Source organism: endosymbiont of Lamellibrachia barhami (genome assembly GCF_011947365.2).
Taxonomy (GTDB): domain Bacteria; phylum Pseudomonadota; class Gammaproteobacteria; order Chromatiales; family Chromatiaceae; genus QGON01.
This window is the reverse complement of record NZ_JAAVSH020000001.1, coordinates 873,796-891,000: the sequence shown is the minus strand read 5'-3', so window position 1 is coordinate 891,000 and position 17,205 is coordinate 873,796. Positions and strand designations below refer to the sequence as shown.

Below are 17,205 nucleotides of genomic sequence, written 5' to 3'. Positions count from 1 at the left end.
ACATCAACACTACTGCCCAGCACTGCTTTCATGTTTACTGACCCTAGAAACCCTATCATCTTGTGGGAATAAGGTGCAGATTAATAATAATGGAAAGTGAATTATCCATCCTGGATATCACTATTTGATGTTAAAATTTGAGTAATATTGAACCAACACGCATTTCCACCGTGTACATTTTACCCGAATCTGCTTCTTTTTACTCACTTGCCCACCATAAAGCCAGCCCACAAACATGATAGATAACGTTTCCATTGCCGGCGTCATTCTTGCCGGGGGACAGGCAAGCCGGATGGGGGGGGAAGATAAAGGCCTCACCCCTCTCAATGGACGACTTCTGATCGAGTATGTGATCGAGGCGGTAAAACCTCAGACAGACCATCTACTCATCAGCGCCAACCGGAATTTCGACCGATACGGCAATTTTGGGTTTGCGGTAATTCCAGATCCGATCGATGGTTTTCCCGGCCCTCTGGCAGGCATGCTGTCCGCACTGCAACATACTACAGCCGATCTGCTGCTCACGGTCCCCTGCGACAGCCCCTGGGTGCCCACAAATCTACTGGAACGACTTTTCACGACATTGGCAAATGAGAATGCCGATGTCTGCTGTGTTCATGATGGAGAAAGAATGCATCCCGTGTTTTCACTGATCAGGCGGGAATTGACAACTGAACTTACCGCCTACATTGATGCCGGCGGGCGAGCTGTCCATCGCTGGTTCAAACAACAGCGGCTGGCACTCGCCGATTTCTCTTCTGATCCCGAACTGTTCACCAACATAAACACGCCCGGTGAGTTGGAGCGCATCGAAAAGCTGATGCAGGATCAGGCAAGAAAATAACAACTCATCTGCTGCGTGGTTTGGCCCGGGCAGTCGCCTGAGCCTGCCAGGGATCATCCGGCCAGTGGTGTTTTGGATACCGCCCTTTGAGTTCCTTTTTGACTTCGCTGTAGGTGCGATCCCAGAAACCACGCAGGTCCTGGGTGACCTGAATCGGTCGCTGGGCGGGGGAGAGTAGATGCAGCATGATCTGAATCCGGTTGTGGCAGATCCTTGGGGTATCTGCCAGCCCGAACATCTCCTGCAGCCGCACCGCCAGTACAGGCGCTTTTCCCACTTCGTATGTCAGCACCTTACGGGAGCCACTGGGTACCGTCAGGTGAGTGGGCACTGTTTCATCAAGCACTTTCCGCTGCTCCCAGGAGAGCAAATTCTGAAGAATATCCGCCAGATTCAATCGCTGCAGGTGCTCCCGCCTGGTGACACCATCGAGCCAAGGCTCAAGCCACTCACCCAGACTCTCAGAGAGCCAACGATCCGACAGGTCCGGCCAGTTGCTTTCAGGCATCCATGCCCGCATACAGACCACACGTGTCTGCCACTGCCGCAGCTTATCCGTCCAGGGCAGCGATTCTATTCCCATCTGTTCGATACCCTGCAGCATGGTCTGCTTAAGCGTTTCCGGATCTGGCGTTTCCAAAGGAAAACTGGCCAGCAGCAGCGCGCCCAGCCGCTCTTCATCCCTGGCCACCACCCTGCGCCTTGCAGAATCCCATTCGATCCGCGCAACCCGCTGCACCCGCAGACCCGGCAACGCCCTGATTTCATCCTTATTCAAGGCTGCTGCAAGCTGTATACGTCCCTCGGTACGTCCTGCATCCATTTTCGCAACGACTATATATCGTTCTCCTGCCAGTACATCATTCTCAGCCAGTAGCGCCCCTCTGCCGGAAGCCAACAGATAACTGCCGTGACTACGCTGTTTGGCAATCCTGTCCGGGTAGGCCATCGCCAGCAGACCACCCGGAGAGAAAACCTTGCCAGCGGCGCTCATCTCCTCTTTTTTTGACAACTGCCGCCACTGACGACTCACTTTGTCCACCCGGCGACACCCCGCTCTGTCCAGATTCTGTTCGGACGACTGCCGGCCACTCTGCTCGCGCCAGTGATTCAATGCAGTCAGGCGGCGTTCCACATCAACACTCCAGGTCTCCCTGGAACCGCGCCTGAATATATCCTGTTCACTCAGCAGCGCAGCAATATCTGCAGCCATCGCACTCTCACCGTGTTCCATCCCCACCAACAGCATATGTCCAAGCCTGGGATGCAGGGGTAGTCTTGCGATCTGTTGACCGGTCTTTGTTATCCGACCTTGCCGGTCCAGGGCATCAATGGATTCCAGCAATTCACGGGCCTGGGAGAATGCTCCGGCAGGAGGAGTATCCAGCCACCGCAGTTGAGCTGGATCGCAAACCCCCCACTGGGCCAGATCCAATGCCAGAGGCGCCAGATCAGCCTCCTGGATTTCAGGCGGATGCTGGGCTGGAAGTCGATCCTGCCGCTGTTCGCTCCAGAGACGGTAACAGTGTCCGGGACCGAGCCGCCCTGCCCTGCCGGCACGCTGATCGGCCGCCGCACGTGAAACCGGAACAGTCTCCAGACGCGTCAAACCAATACCGGGCAGAAAACGGGGCATTCGAGACCAACCACTGTCCACGACACAGGTCACTCCCTCGATGGTAAGGCTGGTCTCAGCGATGGATGTGGCAAGCACAATCCTGCGTCGCCCACCGGGGTCAGGGCGAATGGCACGATCCTGTGCCTCCCGCCCAAGGTCACCATAGAGCGGACAAATCAATGGGGATTCAGCGCTGGTGAGAAGACGACCCAGGCGCTCCACCGTCTGCTTTATCTCTCCAACGCCCGGCAGGAACACCAGCAGATCTCCCTGCTGTTGCTGCAGGACCTGAAGCACGGCGGCTGTCACCGAGTCGGGCAGACGTCTCATTGCAGGCGGGTCACCAAGGTAGTGGAGTTCGACTGGATAGCTGCGTCCTTTGCCCTCCACCACCGGCGCCCCCTCCAGCAGATCCGACACAGCGCCGGTATCCAAGGTTGCCGACATCACCAGGATGCGCAGGTCCTCCCTCAGTCCTGCCATTACGTCGAGACAAAACGCAAGCGCAAGATCCGCATGCAGACTGCGTTCGTGGAACTCATCAAAGATCACCAGCCCGACCCCCTGCAGTTCGGGATCATGCTGCAATCGCCGGCTGAGGATACCCTCAGTCAAGACCTCGATACGGGTCCGCCGGGAAACCTTGTTATCGAGGCGGATACGGTAACCGACCTGCTCACCCACCCGTTCGCCCAACAGTTCCGCCATGCGCGCCGCAGCAGCCCGGGCGGCCAGGCGCCGCGGTTCAAGCAAAAGGATTTTGCGCCCCTTTAACCAGGATTCATGGAGGAGTTCGAGCGGAACCAGCGTGGTTTTGCCGGATCCCGTCGGTGATGTCAGAACGGCGCTTTGACGGCTGCTCAGAATTCGCCGCAGTGTGGGCAGTACGGCGGTAACCGGCAGATCATTCAATTCTCTTGCGGCAGTTTTGCCACACCGATATGCGCCTCTGGATGGTGACTGAGGATCATCTTCTGAGTCTTGGCCACATCATCTCTGGGTATATCCACCATCAAGAGCACTTCCCCCGCTTCTATGGCACGCTGAAAAGCATCGAGATCGTGGTTGTGTTCGTGACTGGAGAGCAGCGCAGAGACCACCGCGCCAAAACTCGCGCCGGCAACGGCAGCGGTCAATAGCGCCCCACCGCCCAGTATGATGCCTGCAGGGGGGAACGCCATTGCCAGCAATCCCCCTAATCCTCCGGCAACTCCGCCCAGCCCCGCACCCCACTCCAGACCGTGGGCCAACTCAGTCTTTTGCAGAATACCGGCCTCTGGCAGACCATCCAGCCTCTGCTCTATGCCTGCCACGGCATGCAGGTGTCGCTCGGGGATGCCTCTCTCTTCCAGCTCGGCGACCACAGATTGACAGGACTCCACATCCGGCATCAGAAAAAAGAGACGGCGCATAATCTGGTGCTCCTTCGATTACCTACTCTCTTCGTCCGGAGACCGGGAAAGGAAATGTAGGATGTGGTGAGTAAAACGAACCGCATCAATCGCGACAGATGCGCATCGTAACCCAACAGCGGTTTGTCGGGTTACGTCGCGCGCAGGTTGCTCTGCTCTATTTCAGCCTTGTACTGTTGCGCGACTAACCCTACGTTGAATTACACTGAATAGTTACTGCGATCTCTGCGTTTCAGGATAGCGGTTAAATGCTGTTCATATCCCTGTCACATTCGATATGCAGATCGAAATGAACATCATCCGGAAACTCTTGGCCGATGATCCAGATTTGCGTCAGCTCTTCACTCAGCGTCGGCAATACCGTGAGTGAACTGCGAGTACGTCTTTGGTCAAAAAAGGCGAAGGGTTCATCGAGGAAGAGAAACTGCTCGGCATCAACAGTGCGCTTGATCAGCTCCTGGGAGAGCGCCAGCCGCACCGCCAGCATGATCTGCCGTTGGGTACCGCTGGAGATCTCGTCCAGATCCATGAAATCACGTTTTTCACTGGAAAAAGCCCGCACAGTGAGATCATCTGCAATCTGCAAATGTTCATATCGGCGCTCGGTAAACAGCGGGAGCATCTTGCTTACCAGAGATTTAAGCTTAACATTGAATTTGTTGGAGACCTCACGGATGGCGCCCTGAATCAGCTCACCTGCAAGTTCGCAGGTTGCAATCTGCTGCGCCTGTTCAGCCGCCTTGTTTTTCAGGCTGTCGCGGATGGTGATCAGGCCGTCCGCCTTGTCAATCCTGGCCTGCTCATGGCGAATCGTTTCATCCAGCTCCCCAACCCGTTCCTGAGCCTTATTGATGACATAGCGCAGCAGGTTTTGCTCGTTGCCGACCCCATCCCGAACTTCAGGGGCATCCGCCATAAACCCTGCCACACGCTGGGACAGGCTTTCTCTTGCCGCCTTATCCGCTACCACAGTTACGATTGATTGAGGCTCATCATCCGTGTCACCAGCGGTTTCCACTTCGGTTTCATCAGCAGCTTCCGGAGTGTCTGATTCCTGTATGGCTTCGACAGGATTTTCAAGACCATCCAGCTCAGCCACCAATGTCTGCGCTACCGTTTCAAGATTGGCAGCACGACGATTGAACACGCCACGACGGATCCAGAAAAAGATGAAGAGCGCAGCAAAGACCGCTGCTGCGATAGGCAGCATCTCCACCTGCCACTGCGGCACATGCCCGGCCAGCCAGTCGGAGGCCTTAGTCGCAAATTCATGTTCAGGCATCCTCAGCAGCAGGCCCCAGAGTCCAGCCGTAGCCAGTGTCAGGAGCAACATGATGAAACGCAAAAAGGCGGCGCGCCGTCGGCCGCCGAGGGCTGCCTTGCGCACTGACAGTGCGTCCTGATAAGCGGTGGACGCATCGTCGAGCGTTTCAACCTGGTGATTATGGTCACCAATCTGCCTGTTGAGCTGGGCTCGCTCATCCTCGAGCAGGTGAAGATATCCGGGATCGATGCCGATCTCATCGATCTGTTCATTCAAATCAGAGATTTCCCGATCCGTCTCCTTAATGACACCTTCAGCTTCGACGATATCCTCCTGATTGGCTGCTGCGCAATATTCGAGCGTCACCACCCCCGCCATGGTTTTGACCACGTAGCTGTGGGGGTGCGGCGTAGTGATTTCACGCTGTGCCAGATAGAAGGATTCGATAAATTCATCGAACTCGTAGCCAATCAATTCGTAGAGCTTGTCTGCAACCGCATCCACGCCACGAGCCAATGGCTCATCTCCGGTAATGCCCTCCAGGGTTGAGAGCATGGCGCTGTGGTTTCCCGCATCATCGAGAAAACGCTCCAGGTGATATCGCTTGCGGTCGCTGGCGGTAAAATCCAGTTCCACGGAACAGTGTGTCTCTCCCCACAGAATAATCTTTTTGAGGTCATCGTCGCCGAGGGAAAAACTGCGTCCGAAGAGCGCAAAACAGACGGTTTCACCGATGGTGCTCTTACCCGATTCGTTGGGGCCGGTAATACCGATCAGGCCATTTTCCGGCAGATTCTCGAGCTTGAGGCTGGAATATTTCAGGACATTTTTGGCAAGGATGCGGTGAATTATCATGACCATCCCTCGTCTTCAAGTACCTTGAGTTTACGCAGCACTCTCTCCATCGCGACTGCAAAACTCTCCTCATCGAACTCATCTCCTGAGTTTCGACGACGATCTCGTTCCGCCTCGCAATAATTAATGAATTCCTGGGCCGAAACTCCAGTTTCCTCGGCCTTTGTGATCTCTGTCTGGTCGGGCAAAGACATGAAAATCTCCAGCTTGTTTTATCTCCGGCTAGAGTATAAGGAGAATTTGCGGGCAGGTCATCACCTCACAGCGACCAATTTTTGACAATTCTCCAATCGATATACATACTGGTCGGTATGTTTCTGCTTTAAACTGTGGATTTTGAACAGTGCAACCTGATACGACACGCCAGGTACTGCTGAACGCTGCATTTCATGAGATTCACCGCAAGGGCTTCCAGTCCGCCAGTCTGACGGCAATACTCGGCAAGGCTGGGGTTACCAAAGGTGCACTCTATCACTACTTCGACAGCAAAAGAGCGCTGGGCTATGCTGTTCTGGAAGAGGTAATCAGCGACCATTTGCGTACCCTCTGGCTTGATCCGTTGGCTGAAACAACGGATGACCCAATTACGCAATTGAAGGATTGCCTGATCAATGCCGGTGAACAGCTGAATGAGAAGGATATCCGACTTGGCTGCCCCTTGAACAATCTGGCCCAGGAGATGTCTCCCATTGATCAAGGGTTCAGGGAACGAACAGACGTTATGTATAAACTCTGGTTACAAACCATCTCTTCTGCACTGCAAAACGGTCAACAGCTTGGTAAGGTAAGGAAGGATATCGACCCGGAGGAGACCGCACTTTTTATCGTGGCGACGCTGGAAGGCTGCATGAGCATGGCAAAAAATGCCCAAGACAAAGCCGTGCTGTTGCGATGTGGGAAAGTTGTTTTAAATTATCTGGACAGTCTGGGAACCTGACCCATAAACATATAAATCAAAAATAATCACAATCGATGGAAACAAAATGAAAGAGCGTTTTTTTCGTTTCATTCTGGACAGGAAGTTTCTGGTCATCCTATTGGCCTTCATCATCACGTTCGCCATGGCTGCAGGGATGAAAAACCTGCAGTTCAGCAACGACTACCGGATGTTCTTCAGCGAAGAGAATCCGCAGCTGACCGCTTTTGAGCAGTTGCAGAATACTTATGCCAAAAACGACAACGTTCTGTTTGTGTTGGCACCGGAGGACGGGAAGGTCTTCAGCCGAAAAACCTTGAGCGCCGTTGAGGAGCTGACCAAGGCAGCTTGGCAGATTCCCTACTCGCTGCGCGTCGATTCCGTCACCAACTTCCAACATACCTATGCCGAAGGCGATGATCTTGTGGTTGACGACTTGGTCCGCAAGGCTGACAGCTTGTCGGATAATGATCTGCTACGCGCTCGCAAGATCGCCGTGAATGACCCGCTCCTGGTGCATCGCCTCATCTCACCCAAGGCGCATGTCACGGGTGTCAACGTGACGATTCAGCTGGCGGAAAAAAAGCTCACCGAGGTACCTGAAGTTGCCGAGGCCGCGCAAAAACTGGCGCAGCGGATCGAGCAGAAATATCCTCATATCAAGATCTACCTCACCGGTATGGTGATGATGAATAATGCGTTCCCGGCAGCTTCTATAAAAGATATGAAAACGCTCTACCCGGCCATGTTCGTCGCGATATTGATCACCCTCGCGCTGATGTTACGCTCTATCCCTGGCACTTTTTCAACCCTGATCGTCATCATCCTGATGATACTCGGCACCATGGGACTCGCAGGTTGGCTTAACATTAAACTCTCTCCCCCAACCACCACTGTACCCATCGTCATCATGACCCTGGCGATAGCGGACTGTGTGCATATCCTGGTCAACTTCCTGCATGGGATGCGTGCGGGTCTGGCCAAACGGGATGCGTTGCTGGAGAGCCTGCGGATCAATCTGCAGCCGATCTTTCTCACCACGATCACCACTGCTATCGGATTCTTGAGTCTGAACTTCAGCGATGCACCGCCGTTCCGGGATCTCGGTAATATGGCTGCAATGGGTGTCATCCTGGCATTCATTTTCTCCATCACTCTGCTGCCGGCGATGATGATGATCCTGCCGGTCAAGACGATGAACGCTGATTCACGCGGAAGCAGAGCAATGATGCAACTTGCCGAATTCGTAATCCGGCACAAAATCAAACTGCTTTGGGTGGTGGGTGGCTCGATTCTGTTCCTGATAACACAGATTCCCAACAATCGGCTGGACGACCAGTTCGTCAAATATTTTGATGAAACCAATGAGTTCAGAACCGCCACCGATTTTGCGACGGACAATCTGACAGGCATTTATATGATCGAATACTCTCTCGATTCCGGAGAGGTCGGCGGGGTCAGCGATCCAGAATTTCTCCAGAAGATTGAAGAATTTGCCCAGTGGTACCGGCAGCAACCCAACGTCCTGCACGTCAACACGCTGACCGATATCATGAAACGGCTCAATCGGAACATGCATGCGGACGACGATGAGTGGTATCGCCTGCCGGACAAGCGTGACCTGTCGGCGCAGTACCTGCTGCTCTATGAGTTTTCGCTGCCCTTCGGATTGGATCTAAACAACCAGATCAACGTCAGGAAATCGGCGACACGCTTCATCGTCACGCTGGAGAGCATCTCCACCCAGCAGATGCTGGCCATCGAAGAACGCGCACAGCAGTGGCTGGCAACGAACGCACCCGGCATGAGAGTGGATGGCGCCAGTCCCAGCATCATGTTTGCCCATATCGGCAGCAGGAACATCCGCTCCATGCTAAAGGGCACCACTGCGGCACTGGTGATGATCTCCGCAATCCTTATCCTTGCCTTCCGCTCCCTGCGCATCGGTGGACTGAGCCTGCTGCCGAACCTGATACCCATCGGCATGGCCTTTGCCTCTGGGGGCTCCTCGTAGGAGAGGTTGGTCTTGCCCTCTCGGTGGTCAGCGGCATGACCCTGGGCATCGTGGTTGATGACACGGTGCATTTTCTCAGCAAGTTTCTGCGCGCCCGCAGGGAGCAGGGTATGAATGCCGAGGATGCCGTGCGCTACGCCTTCTCCACCGTCGGCACGGCGCTATGGGTCACCTCGTTTGTGCTGATGCTGGGCTTTGGCATCCTCGCCCTCTCCCACTTTCAATTGAATGCCGGCATGGGCCTGCTGACGGCAATTACCATTGGATTTGCCCTGGTGGCCGACTTCCTTTTCCTGCCACCCTTGCTGATGCTCTTCGGAGGCCGAACAAAATGAAACGATTGTTGCTCATCGCTCTCTGCAGCTTGCTGCCGCTAACCGGTAACGCCATGACGCCGGAAGAGCAGGGCCTGGAGATTGCCAGGGAGGTGGATCGCCGCGACACAGGCTTCCACGACTTCAAAGCCACCATGACCATGCTGCTGCGCAACAAACATGGGGAGGAGAGCCTCCGCCACATGCGCACCAAGGCCCTGGAGGTTGAGAATGATGGTGACAAGACGCTGATCATTTTTGATCGCCCACGGGATGTAAAAGGCACCGCCCTTCTGAGCTACTCCCATAAGACGGGTTCAGACGATCAGTGGCTCTACCTCCCGGCGCTCAAACGGGTGAAGCGCATCGCATCGCGCAACAAATCCGGTCCCTTCATGGGCAGTGAGTTCGCCTACGAGGATCTGTCATCGCAGGAGGTGGAGAAGTACACCTACAAATATATCCGCGATGAACCGCTCAACGGCAAAGATGCCATGGTTCAGGAACGCTATCCCGTGGATCCCAACTCCGGCTACACCCGTCAGGTGGTTTGGATCGACAAGGCAGAATACATCCCGCTGAAGATCGAGTTCTATGACCGGAAACAATCGCTACTGAAAACCCTGGAATTCAAGGACTACAAGCAGTATCTAGACCGTTTCTGGCGGGCCAGTGAAATGTTCATGCAGAACCACCAGACCGGGAAGAGCACCTTGCTCACCTGGGAGGATTACAAGTTTCGCGCTGGCCTGAAAGCCTCCAACTTCGGCAAGAACAGTCTCAAACGCGCCCGGTGATTTCCAACAGAGACAGCTGAACAGATCAGAGTGCAGGCCCGATCATGCACAGCGGATCGGGCGTTTCTAACCGAAAAATATCTGTGGTAGCCGGTTCCGCTCCGCTTGAACCGGCCTACGCCGGAAAAACCGATCAAAGACCAAACAGCACATAAATGAAACACTGGATCAAAGCCCTCTGCCTCATCCCATCACTGGCCTGCGCCGGCGAATGGACAGGTTATATCGAAGGCCAGGGGCGCTACTTCACCCAGGAGGCACTCAATCCGGCACAGAGTGACAGCACCCTCTCCCTGGCATTCGAACCCGAGTACTACCACGCCTGGGACAACGACCGCCAAAGTTTCATCTTTCGTCCCTTCCTGCGCTGGGATTCCCAGGATAACAATCGCACCCATGCCGACATCCGCGAACTGCTCTGGACCCATGTCGGCGACGAGTGGGAGGTTCAGGCAGGAATCGGCAAGGTCTTCTGGGGTGTCACCGAGGCACGCCATCTGGTGGATGTCATCAACCAGACTGACTTGTTGGAAAACCCGGACGGCGAGCAGAAGCTCGGCCAACCCATGATCAAGCTCTCATTCGAAAAGAGCTGGGGGGTACTGGACATGTTTGCCCTGCCCGGCTTCCGGGAGCGGACTTTTCCTGGTGAGGAGGGTCGTCTGCGCTCACATCCCAGAGTGGGCAACGATCTGGCAAGCTATGAGTCCAGCGCCGGGAACAAGCGCGTCGATCTGGCCCTGCGCTGGTCCCACTCGCTTGGCGACTGGGATATCGGACTCGCCCACTTCTACGGCACCAACCGCAATCCTCTCCTGCAACCCGTCCTAAACAGCGCCAATGAGATCGTATTGGCGCCCTATTACGAACTCATTCATCAGACCAGTCTCGACCTGCAGGCAACCAAAGGAGACTGGCTGTGGAAACTTGAGGCGCTCTACAGCAGATCGGATAGGGAGGATGTCTTCTCCTACACCGGTGGTTTTGAATACACCTTCATCGGTCTGGGCGATAGCAATATGGACCTTGGGGTGCTGGCCGAGTACATGTATGACGAACGGGGCGACAATGCCCCCATCGCTTTCGAGAACGACACTTTTATCGGTCTGCGCCTGACTGCCAACGACGAGCAGAGTAGTGAACTGCTGACCGGCATCATCAAGGACATGGATTCAAGCGCCTGGTTATATAATCTGGAGGCGAGCCGCCGCATCGGTGATGCCTGGAAGGCATCCGCTCAAATCCGCCTCTGGATTAATGTACCGGAAGAGGATCCGCTCTACACTATCAGTCAGGATGACTATATTGAATTCAACCTGGCCCGCTATTTCTGACGGACACCAGGCAAACCCGAGCAGCAACAAACCCGGTGCCGGCAGGGTGGGATCTGATGGCTTCCAGACACTCTGAATCTAGCGGCGGACCACTGCAAGCAGCCATCGACCGTGCCTATCTCGCTGATGAGGATGAGTGGGTACGCTCCCTGCGATCCACCTTCAAGCTGACCTCTGAGCAACGGCAGCGAATCCAGCAACGGGCCCGGAAACTGGTGCTTGCCGTGCGCCGGGAGCAGGCCGCCAAGGGCGGCATCGAAGCCTTTATGCATGAGTACGACCTCTCATCGGATGAGGGGGTGGTATTGATGTGTCTGGCCGAAGCGCTACTGCGGATTCCGGATAGCGACACGGTTGATCGCCTGATCCGGGACAAACTGACCCGCGCAAACTGGAAGGGGCACCTGGGACAGAGCCACTCGCTGTTCGTCAACGCATCGACCTGGGGACTGATGTTGACCGGCAGGCTGGTGAAGTTGCCGGACTCCCTGGGTGACGCTCAGGCAACGCTGCATGCCCTGGCCAAACGAAGTGGCGAGCCTCTGGTCCGAACCGCCATCAAACAAGGCATGCGGATCATCGCCCACCAGTTTGTGCTTGGACGTTCAATCGAGGAGGCGGTGGAGCGGGGACGGAATCACTATCCCCAAAATTATCGCTACTCCTTTGACATGTTGGGTGAGGCCGCCCTGACTCAGGCTGACGCCGACCGCTACTTCAGCGCCTACAAAAATGCCATCAGCCTGTTAGGCCGACTGACACCAGCAGACTCCCAGGGAGGTGCCGCTGCCGATGGCGTCTCCGTCAAGCTCTCTGCACTCCATCCCCGTTATGAATTCTGTCAGCGGTCACGGGTTATCAGAGAGCTGACGCCGCGCCTTACTGAACTGGCGCTGCAGGCTTCGCAGACCGGTCTGACATTGACTGTGGATGCCGAAGAGGCAGACCGTCTCAACCTCTCATTGGAGCTGTTTTCAGCCGTTTACAGAGATGGCAGACTGGGTGACTGGGAGGGATTTGGGCTTGCGGTCCAAGCCTATCAAAAACGTGCGTCGGCGGTGATTGAGTGGCTGCAGACTTTGGCCCGTGATGTGGGTAGACGCATCCCTGTCCGTCTGGCCAAAGGCGCCTACTGGGACAGTGAGATTAAGCGGGTGCAACAGTTGGGACTGCAAGACTATCCGGTCTTCACCCGCAAGTCGGCAACGGATCTCTCATATCTGGTTTGTGCGCAGCAGCTGTTTGCAGCGGGTGACTGTTTTTATCCTCAATTTGCCAGCCACAATGCCCATACCATTGCCAGCCTACAGATAATGGCTGAAGGAGAGGGTGGGTATGAATTACAGCGACTGCACGGCATGGGGGATGCGCTTTTTGATTGCATCACTGAAGATAAGGAGTTTCAGGTCCCATGCCGTCTCTACGCACCGGTGGGCGATCATGAAGCACTACTGCCCTATCTGGTTCGACGTCTGCTGGAGAATGGCGCCAACTCATCTTTTGTCAATCGTATTGAGGATGAGGCGGTATCACTCGATTCGATCATTGCCGACCCCCTTGAGAAGCTTGATGGCTATGAACAGATCAGGCACCCGGCCATTCCGATACCACCTGCACTCTATGGCGCCGAACGTAAAAACTCCCTGGGGCTTAATCTGGACCATACCTCTGTCAGGCAAGAAGTCTATCGTGCGCTGGAGTTATGCCAGGCCGTCAACTGGCAAGCCATGCCCCTCATTTCCGGCAGAGGGCTGGAGGGTGAAACGAAAGACATCTTCAATCCCGCCGACCAATCCGTCATCGGCAGTGTCGTTGAATCCTCCCCAGCCAGTGTCGATCAAGCGATGCAAGCGGCTGAATCTGCGGCCGGATCCTGGGAAAGGGTGGCCCCATTGCAGAGAGCGGAACTGCTGGATAAAGCGGCTGAACAGCTGCAAACAAATCAGCTGGAATTGGCGGCGCTCTCCATTCTGGAGGGTGGCCGAACCATCCCTGACGCCCTCTCCGAGGTGCGGGAGGCGATCGATTTTTTTCGCTACTATGCCGCTCAACTGCGGCGTGAATTTGCCCAGCCACGAATACTCCCCGGACCCACGGGAGAAGAGAACCGGATGAGTCTGCACGGCCGTGGGCTCTTTGTCTGCATCAGCCCCTGGAATTTCCCCATTGCTATCTTCAGTGGCCAGATTGCGGCTGCACTGGCTGCGGGCAACACGGTGATCGCCAAGCCAGCCAGTCAGACACCGCTGACGGCTATGCGCATTGTTGAGCTGCTGCATACAGCGGGCATTCCGCTGGAAGTGGTACAGCTTCTCCCCGGCAGGGGTGCTGATTTGGGTGCACTGCTGCTAAAGGATCGGCGGGTTGCCGGGGTGGCGTTTACCGGCTCCACGGAGACGGCCCGGCAGATCAATCAGGTATTGGCTAATCGCCCAGGCCCCATTGTCCCGCTGATTGCTGAAACCGGTGGGCAAAACGCGATGATTGTCGATAGTTCAGCACTACCGGAACAGACGGTTTCAGACGTTATTCAATCCGCTTTCAACAGTGCAGGGCAGCGTTGTTCTGCGTTGCGCGTACTCTTTCTGCAAGAGGAGATTGCCCCCAGAATTCTGCCGATGCTGTCAGGCGCTATGGAGGAGTTGACGATGGGAGATCCAAGTCGCCTCTCCACGGATGTGGGACCCGTGATTGACCACCAGGCCTGTAAAGTGCTGCAGGCGCATGTCAATCGAATGGATATTGAAGGGCGCCGGTTGTACGCGTTGCCACTTGCAGCCAAACACCAGCAGGGGAGCTTCTTTGCACCTCATCTCTACGAAATTGATGCCCTGTCGCAACTGCCCCAAGAGGTCTTTGGCCCCATCCTGCATGTCATTCGCTACCCGGCGAATTCACTGGATCAGGTATTGGCCTCGATTCGGCAAACCGGTTATGGACTGACGCTGGGTATTCACAGCCGTATCGATGAGACGGTGCGCTATATCCAGCAACAGCTGCCCATCGGCAACACTTACGTCAACCGCAACATGATCGGTGCAGTGGTAGGCGTGCAACCCTTTGGTGGCGAGGGACTCTCCGGAACCGGCCCCAAGGCGGGTGGTCCCTATACCCTTTTGCGTTACTCGACGGAACGGAGTATTACGGTGAACACTGCGGCAGTGGGAGGTAATGCCCGGCTGCTGTCCCTCGACGACTGATACCTTGTCCCCTACCAATAAATAGGGGTAGGCCTGTTCAAAAATGGATATAACTCGATGAGTTCAGACTCTTTCTGGCATAGCGCCAATCATCGATATGGTATTTAGTGAACGGGAGATCCGTTAATTCAAAAAATTGCTTCCAGCCGATGCGATCGATCCAGTCACTGATCCGTTCCCAATCCTGTGCGCTGTTTTTATAGGCAGCGAGTATACGCTTTACGATGGCCGTGACCTCCGGCCAGCGGGGTGGATTGTTGGGGATACCTGCCACAACCAGCTTTTGAAAAGTGGGCCGACTGCGGGCATTCGAATGGTTACCCCCTACCCAGATTGCGAGCTTGGAGTGTTCGGGATCGTTGATCTGCATGGGCGGACAAGGTGGGTAACAGGCACCGCAGCAGATGCATTTTCGTTCATCCACTTCCAGTGAGGGTTTGCCGTTTACCATCGCCGGCCTTATGGCAGCCACGGGACAGCGGGCCACTACCAAAGGCCGTTCACAGATATTGGCGACCTTACTATGGTCAATTCTGGGAGGTTTGGTGTGTTGAATATTGATCGCGATATCGCCCTGGCCACCGCAGTTGATCTGGCAACAGGAGGTTGTGATATGCACCCGGTTTGGCATCTGCCAGCTTGTGAACTCATCCACCAGTTCATCCATCATCGATTTGACCACCCCAGAGGCGTCTGTGGCGGGTATGTCGCAGTGCAACCACCCCTGGGTGTGGGAGATGGAGGTGACAGAGTTGCGGGTACCCCCCACGACGAACCCTTCACTCTCCAGTGCCTGGATGAGGGGCGCGACTTTAGCTCCGTCCGCCACCATGTATTCAATATTGCTGCGGATGGTAAAACGCACATAACCGTCGGCATAACGGTTGCCGATCTCACAGAGCTTGCGCAAAGTGAAGAGATCGAGAATCCGCTGAGTGCCGGCCCGCACTGTCCAGATTTCATCCCCCCCCCTTTGCCACATGGCGCAGTACGCCGGGTTGCGGGTCTTCATGGTATTTCCACTGGCCGAAATTGCTGCGCATTACCGGATGCATATACTGAATGCCGTCGGGGCAGCCGCTCTCGATGGGGGTGCGGGGGGGGACTTTAGCCATGGTTGTCTCCGAATTCATCACTCCAGGATCTGGGGAACGCCGCAATCAGGCTGCGTCAATGACCGTTTTTTCCATCTTGGTCTTGCGTTCCTGCCACTTTTGCACCTCTTCGTCCCAATGATCAGTACGAACGTAGGAGTTTTCCCGTGGATGCACAACCATATTGGGGTCGATCTCCAGGCCAATACCCTCCAGGAAGTTAACCAGACCGATACGCTCGATCATCTCCCCGATGCGCTCATGTTCCAGGGCGTTTTCGGCAAAAAAATCCACAGTCTCCTCTGCAAGTTCCTGGAGTTTCCGATAGTCCTCCTCGGTCTCCAGTTTCATGAAGGGCACCACGACAGAACCAAACAGATCACCGATCTTCAAGGTGCGTTTACCGCCGATTAGTATACTGACGCCTTTGTCATCGCCCGGCGACAGCGCTTTTGGCATCACGTTCAGACAGTGCATGCAGCGGACGCAGTTCTTGTTGTCCACTTGCAGCGTGTCGTCATCATCGAGGGAGAGCGCATGGGTGGGACAGCGGGAGATGACATGGTCGTTGAGATATTTGCGTCCCTTCTTGACGACATATTTTTTGACCTCCAACTGATCCACCTTCATGGCGTCACGCCAGGTGCCGATGACAGCGAAATCGGAGCGTTCGATGGCGTTCACACAGTCATTTGGACAGCCTGAAACCTTGAATTTGAACTTGTAGGGCAGGGCCGGCCGATGCATTTCATCGATAAAGTCGTTTATCAGTAACCGATGGATCTTATGTTCATTGGCACAGGATTGTTCACAGCGGCCTGAACCTACGCAGGATTGAGCGGTACGCATACAGGGACCTGCGCCACCCAGGTCAAATCCATACTCATTGATCTCGTTGAAGAAGCGTTGGGTATTCTCAGTGGTGGCGCCGATAAACATGATGTTGCCGGTTTGGCCGTGGAAGGTAACCAGGCCTGACCCGTACTTTTCCCAACTATCCGCCAGTTTCAGCAGAATTTCGGTGGTGTAGTAGTTGCCTGCCGGCGGTTGAACTCGCAGAGTGTGAAACTCCTTTGATTTCGGATATAAATCCCCTACCTCGGAGAAGCGGGGAATAATACCTCCACCGTAACCGTAGACGCTGACGGTGCCGCCCTTCCAGTAGCCTTTGCGGGTTTCATAGGAGTGCTCAAGTTGTCCCAGCAGATCATTCGTCATCTCATTGATCCGCTTATCTGGATGCTTATCCCGCAACCGTTTGATTCCAGTAACGAAACTCGGCCATACCCCCTCTTCAAGCTGATCAATCATCGGCGTTGCATGAATCTTCATCAAAAGCCTCACACTTGACAGGCAATAAGAATGCGAATCACTCTTATTACCAGACTAGCAGGTTTGCTGGAAGATTTTATATAACCAATGGGGTAGCGAGGGTGAGTTTGACCTTGCTCTACAGGGGGTTTAGTTGCACCCGGTCAGCCATATTATTGGCTTGAAAGTATCATCTGAATTTCGGACACGACCTCCTCTCACCCATTGTTTT

At 55.0% G+C, this 17,205-nt stretch carries 12 protein-coding genes and 1 pseudogene; 7 read left to right on the top strand and 6 right to left on the bottom strand.

Translation table 11 applies throughout. The features are described 5' to 3' along the window. The first annotated feature begins 235 nt into the window (after nucleotides 1–235). The gene (gene mobA / locus G9Q73_RS03975) at nucleotides 236–844 is read left to right on the top strand and encodes a molybdenum cofactor guanylyltransferase MobA (protein WP_177418655.1); all 609 of its coding nucleotides are present in this window, start codon (nucleotides 236–238) and stop codon (nucleotides 842–844) included. Between the two features lie 4 nt (nucleotides 845–848). Here mobA and hrpB read toward each other — a convergent pair whose 3' ends face one another. From hrpB to G9Q73_RS03955, 4 genes are all read right to left on the bottom strand, one after another. Then, nucleotides 849–3,374, bottom strand: coding sequence for an ATP-dependent helicase HrpB (hrpB, locus tag G9Q73_RS03970; protein WP_177418654.1), 2,526 nt, complete (start codon nucleotides 3,372–3,374; stop codon nucleotides 849–851). Next, the gene (locus G9Q73_RS03965) at nucleotides 3,371–3,874 is read right to left on the bottom strand and encodes a DUF1269 domain-containing protein (RefSeq protein ID WP_177418653.1); all 504 of its coding nucleotides are present in this window, start codon (nucleotides 3,872–3,874) and stop codon (nucleotides 3,371–3,373) included. The genes hrpB and G9Q73_RS03965 overlap by 4 nt, the downstream gene beginning before the upstream one ends. Before the next feature lie 244 nt (nucleotides 3,875–4,118). Further along, entirely contained in the window at nucleotides 4,119–5,999 is a 1,881-nt protein-coding gene (locus G9Q73_RS03960) for an ATP-binding protein (RefSeq protein WP_246344986.1), read from the bottom strand. Beyond that, nucleotides 5,990–6,187 (bottom strand): nodulation protein E, encoded by a 198-nt coding sequence (locus tag G9Q73_RS03955; protein ID WP_177418651.1) that lies wholly within the window; start codon nucleotides 6,185–6,187, stop codon nucleotides 5,990–5,992. The genes G9Q73_RS03960 and G9Q73_RS03955 overlap by 10 nt, the downstream gene beginning before the upstream one ends. A gap of 149 nt (nucleotides 6,188–6,336) precedes the next feature. On the opposite strand from G9Q73_RS03955, the gene G9Q73_RS03950 reads away from it, so the two are divergent. The 6 genes from G9Q73_RS03950 to putA all read left to right on the top strand — a co-directional run bounded on the left by G9Q73_RS03950 (nucleotide 6,337) and on the right by putA (nucleotide 14,568). Then, complete coding sequence (locus G9Q73_RS03950; protein ID WP_177418650.1) at nucleotides 6,337–6,930, top strand: TetR family transcriptional regulator C-terminal domain-containing protein; 594 nt, start codon at nucleotides 6,337–6,339, stop codon at nucleotides 6,928–6,930. Nucleotides 6,931–6,976: 46 nt separating this feature from the next. Continuing rightward, on the top strand, nucleotides 6,977–8,923 hold the full coding sequence (locus tag G9Q73_RS03945; RefSeq protein ID WP_246344984.1) for an efflux RND transporter permease subunit: 1,947 nt from the start codon (nucleotides 6,977–6,979) through the stop codon (nucleotides 8,921–8,923). A gap of 23 nt (nucleotides 8,924–8,946) precedes the next feature. Then, nucleotides 8,947–9,258, top strand: a complete 312-nt coding sequence (locus tag G9Q73_RS19410; RefSeq protein ID WP_369408829.1) for an MMPL family transporter — start codon at nucleotides 8,947–8,949, stop codon at nucleotides 9,256–9,258. Further along, complete coding sequence (locus G9Q73_RS03940) at nucleotides 9,255–10,034, top strand: outer membrane lipoprotein-sorting protein (RefSeq protein ID WP_177418649.1); 780 nt, start codon at nucleotides 9,255–9,257, stop codon at nucleotides 10,032–10,034. The genes G9Q73_RS19410 and G9Q73_RS03940 overlap by 4 nt, the downstream gene beginning before the upstream one ends. A 155-nt stretch (nucleotides 10,035–10,189) precedes the next feature. Continuing rightward, nucleotides 10,190–11,368 carry a hypothetical protein gene (locus G9Q73_RS03935; RefSeq protein ID WP_177418648.1) on the top strand — a complete coding sequence of 393 codons (1,179 nt, stop codon included), beginning with the start codon at nucleotides 10,190–10,192 and terminating at the stop codon, nucleotides 11,366–11,368. A gap of 56 nt (nucleotides 11,369–11,424) precedes the next feature. Beyond that, nucleotides 11,425–14,568 carry a bifunctional proline dehydrogenase/L-glutamate gamma-semialdehyde dehydrogenase PutA gene (putA, locus tag G9Q73_RS03930; protein WP_177418647.1) on the top strand — a complete coding sequence of 1,048 codons (3,144 nt, stop codon included), beginning with the start codon at nucleotides 11,425–11,427 and terminating at the stop codon, nucleotides 14,566–14,568. 37 nt (nucleotides 14,569–14,605) lie between these two features. Here the strand turns inward: putA and dsrB are convergent. Continuing rightward, nucleotides 14,606–15,683: pseudogene (gene dsrB, locus G9Q73_RS03925) on the bottom strand (dissimilatory-type sulfite reductase subunit beta). A 45-nt stretch (nucleotides 15,684–15,728) separates the two neighbouring features. Continuing rightward, entirely contained in the window at nucleotides 15,729–16,994 is a 1,266-nt protein-coding gene (gene dsrA / locus G9Q73_RS03920) for a dissimilatory-type sulfite reductase subunit alpha (RefSeq protein ID WP_177418646.1), read from the bottom strand. Nucleotides 16,995–17,205 lie beyond the last annotated feature (211 nt).

Coding starts and splice junctions, on each gene's coding strand:
- dsrA (WP_177418646.1), bottom strand. CDS start 16,994: ATGAAGATTCATGCAACGCCGATGATTGATCAGCTTGAAGAGGGGGTA.
- G9Q73_RS03945 (WP_246344984.1), top strand. CDS start 6,977: ATGAAAGAGCGTTTTTTTCGTTTCATTCTGGACAGGAAGTTTCTGGTC.
- G9Q73_RS03940 (WP_177418649.1), top strand. CDS start 9,255: ATGAAACGATTGTTGCTCATCGCTCTCTGCAGCTTGCTGCCGCTAACC.
- putA (WP_177418647.1), top strand. CDS start 11,425: ATGGCTTCCAGACACTCTGAATCTAGCGGCGGACCACTGCAAGCAGCC.
- G9Q73_RS03960 (WP_246344986.1), bottom strand. CDS start 5,999: ATGGTCATGATAATTCACCGCATCCTTGCCAAAAATGTCCTGAAATAT.
- G9Q73_RS03935 (WP_177418648.1), top strand. CDS start 10,190: ATGAAACACTGGATCAAAGCCCTCTGCCTCATCCCATCACTGGCCTGC.
- mobA (WP_177418655.1), top strand. CDS start 236: ATGATAGATAACGTTTCCATTGCCGGCGTCATTCTTGCCGGGGGACAG.
- G9Q73_RS03965 (WP_177418653.1), bottom strand. CDS start 3,874: ATGCGCCGTCTCTTTTTTCTGATGCCGGATGTGGAGTCCTGTCAATCT.
- G9Q73_RS03955 (WP_177418651.1), bottom strand. CDS start 6,187: ATGTCTTTGCCCGACCAGACAGAGATCACAAAGGCCGAGGAAACTGGA.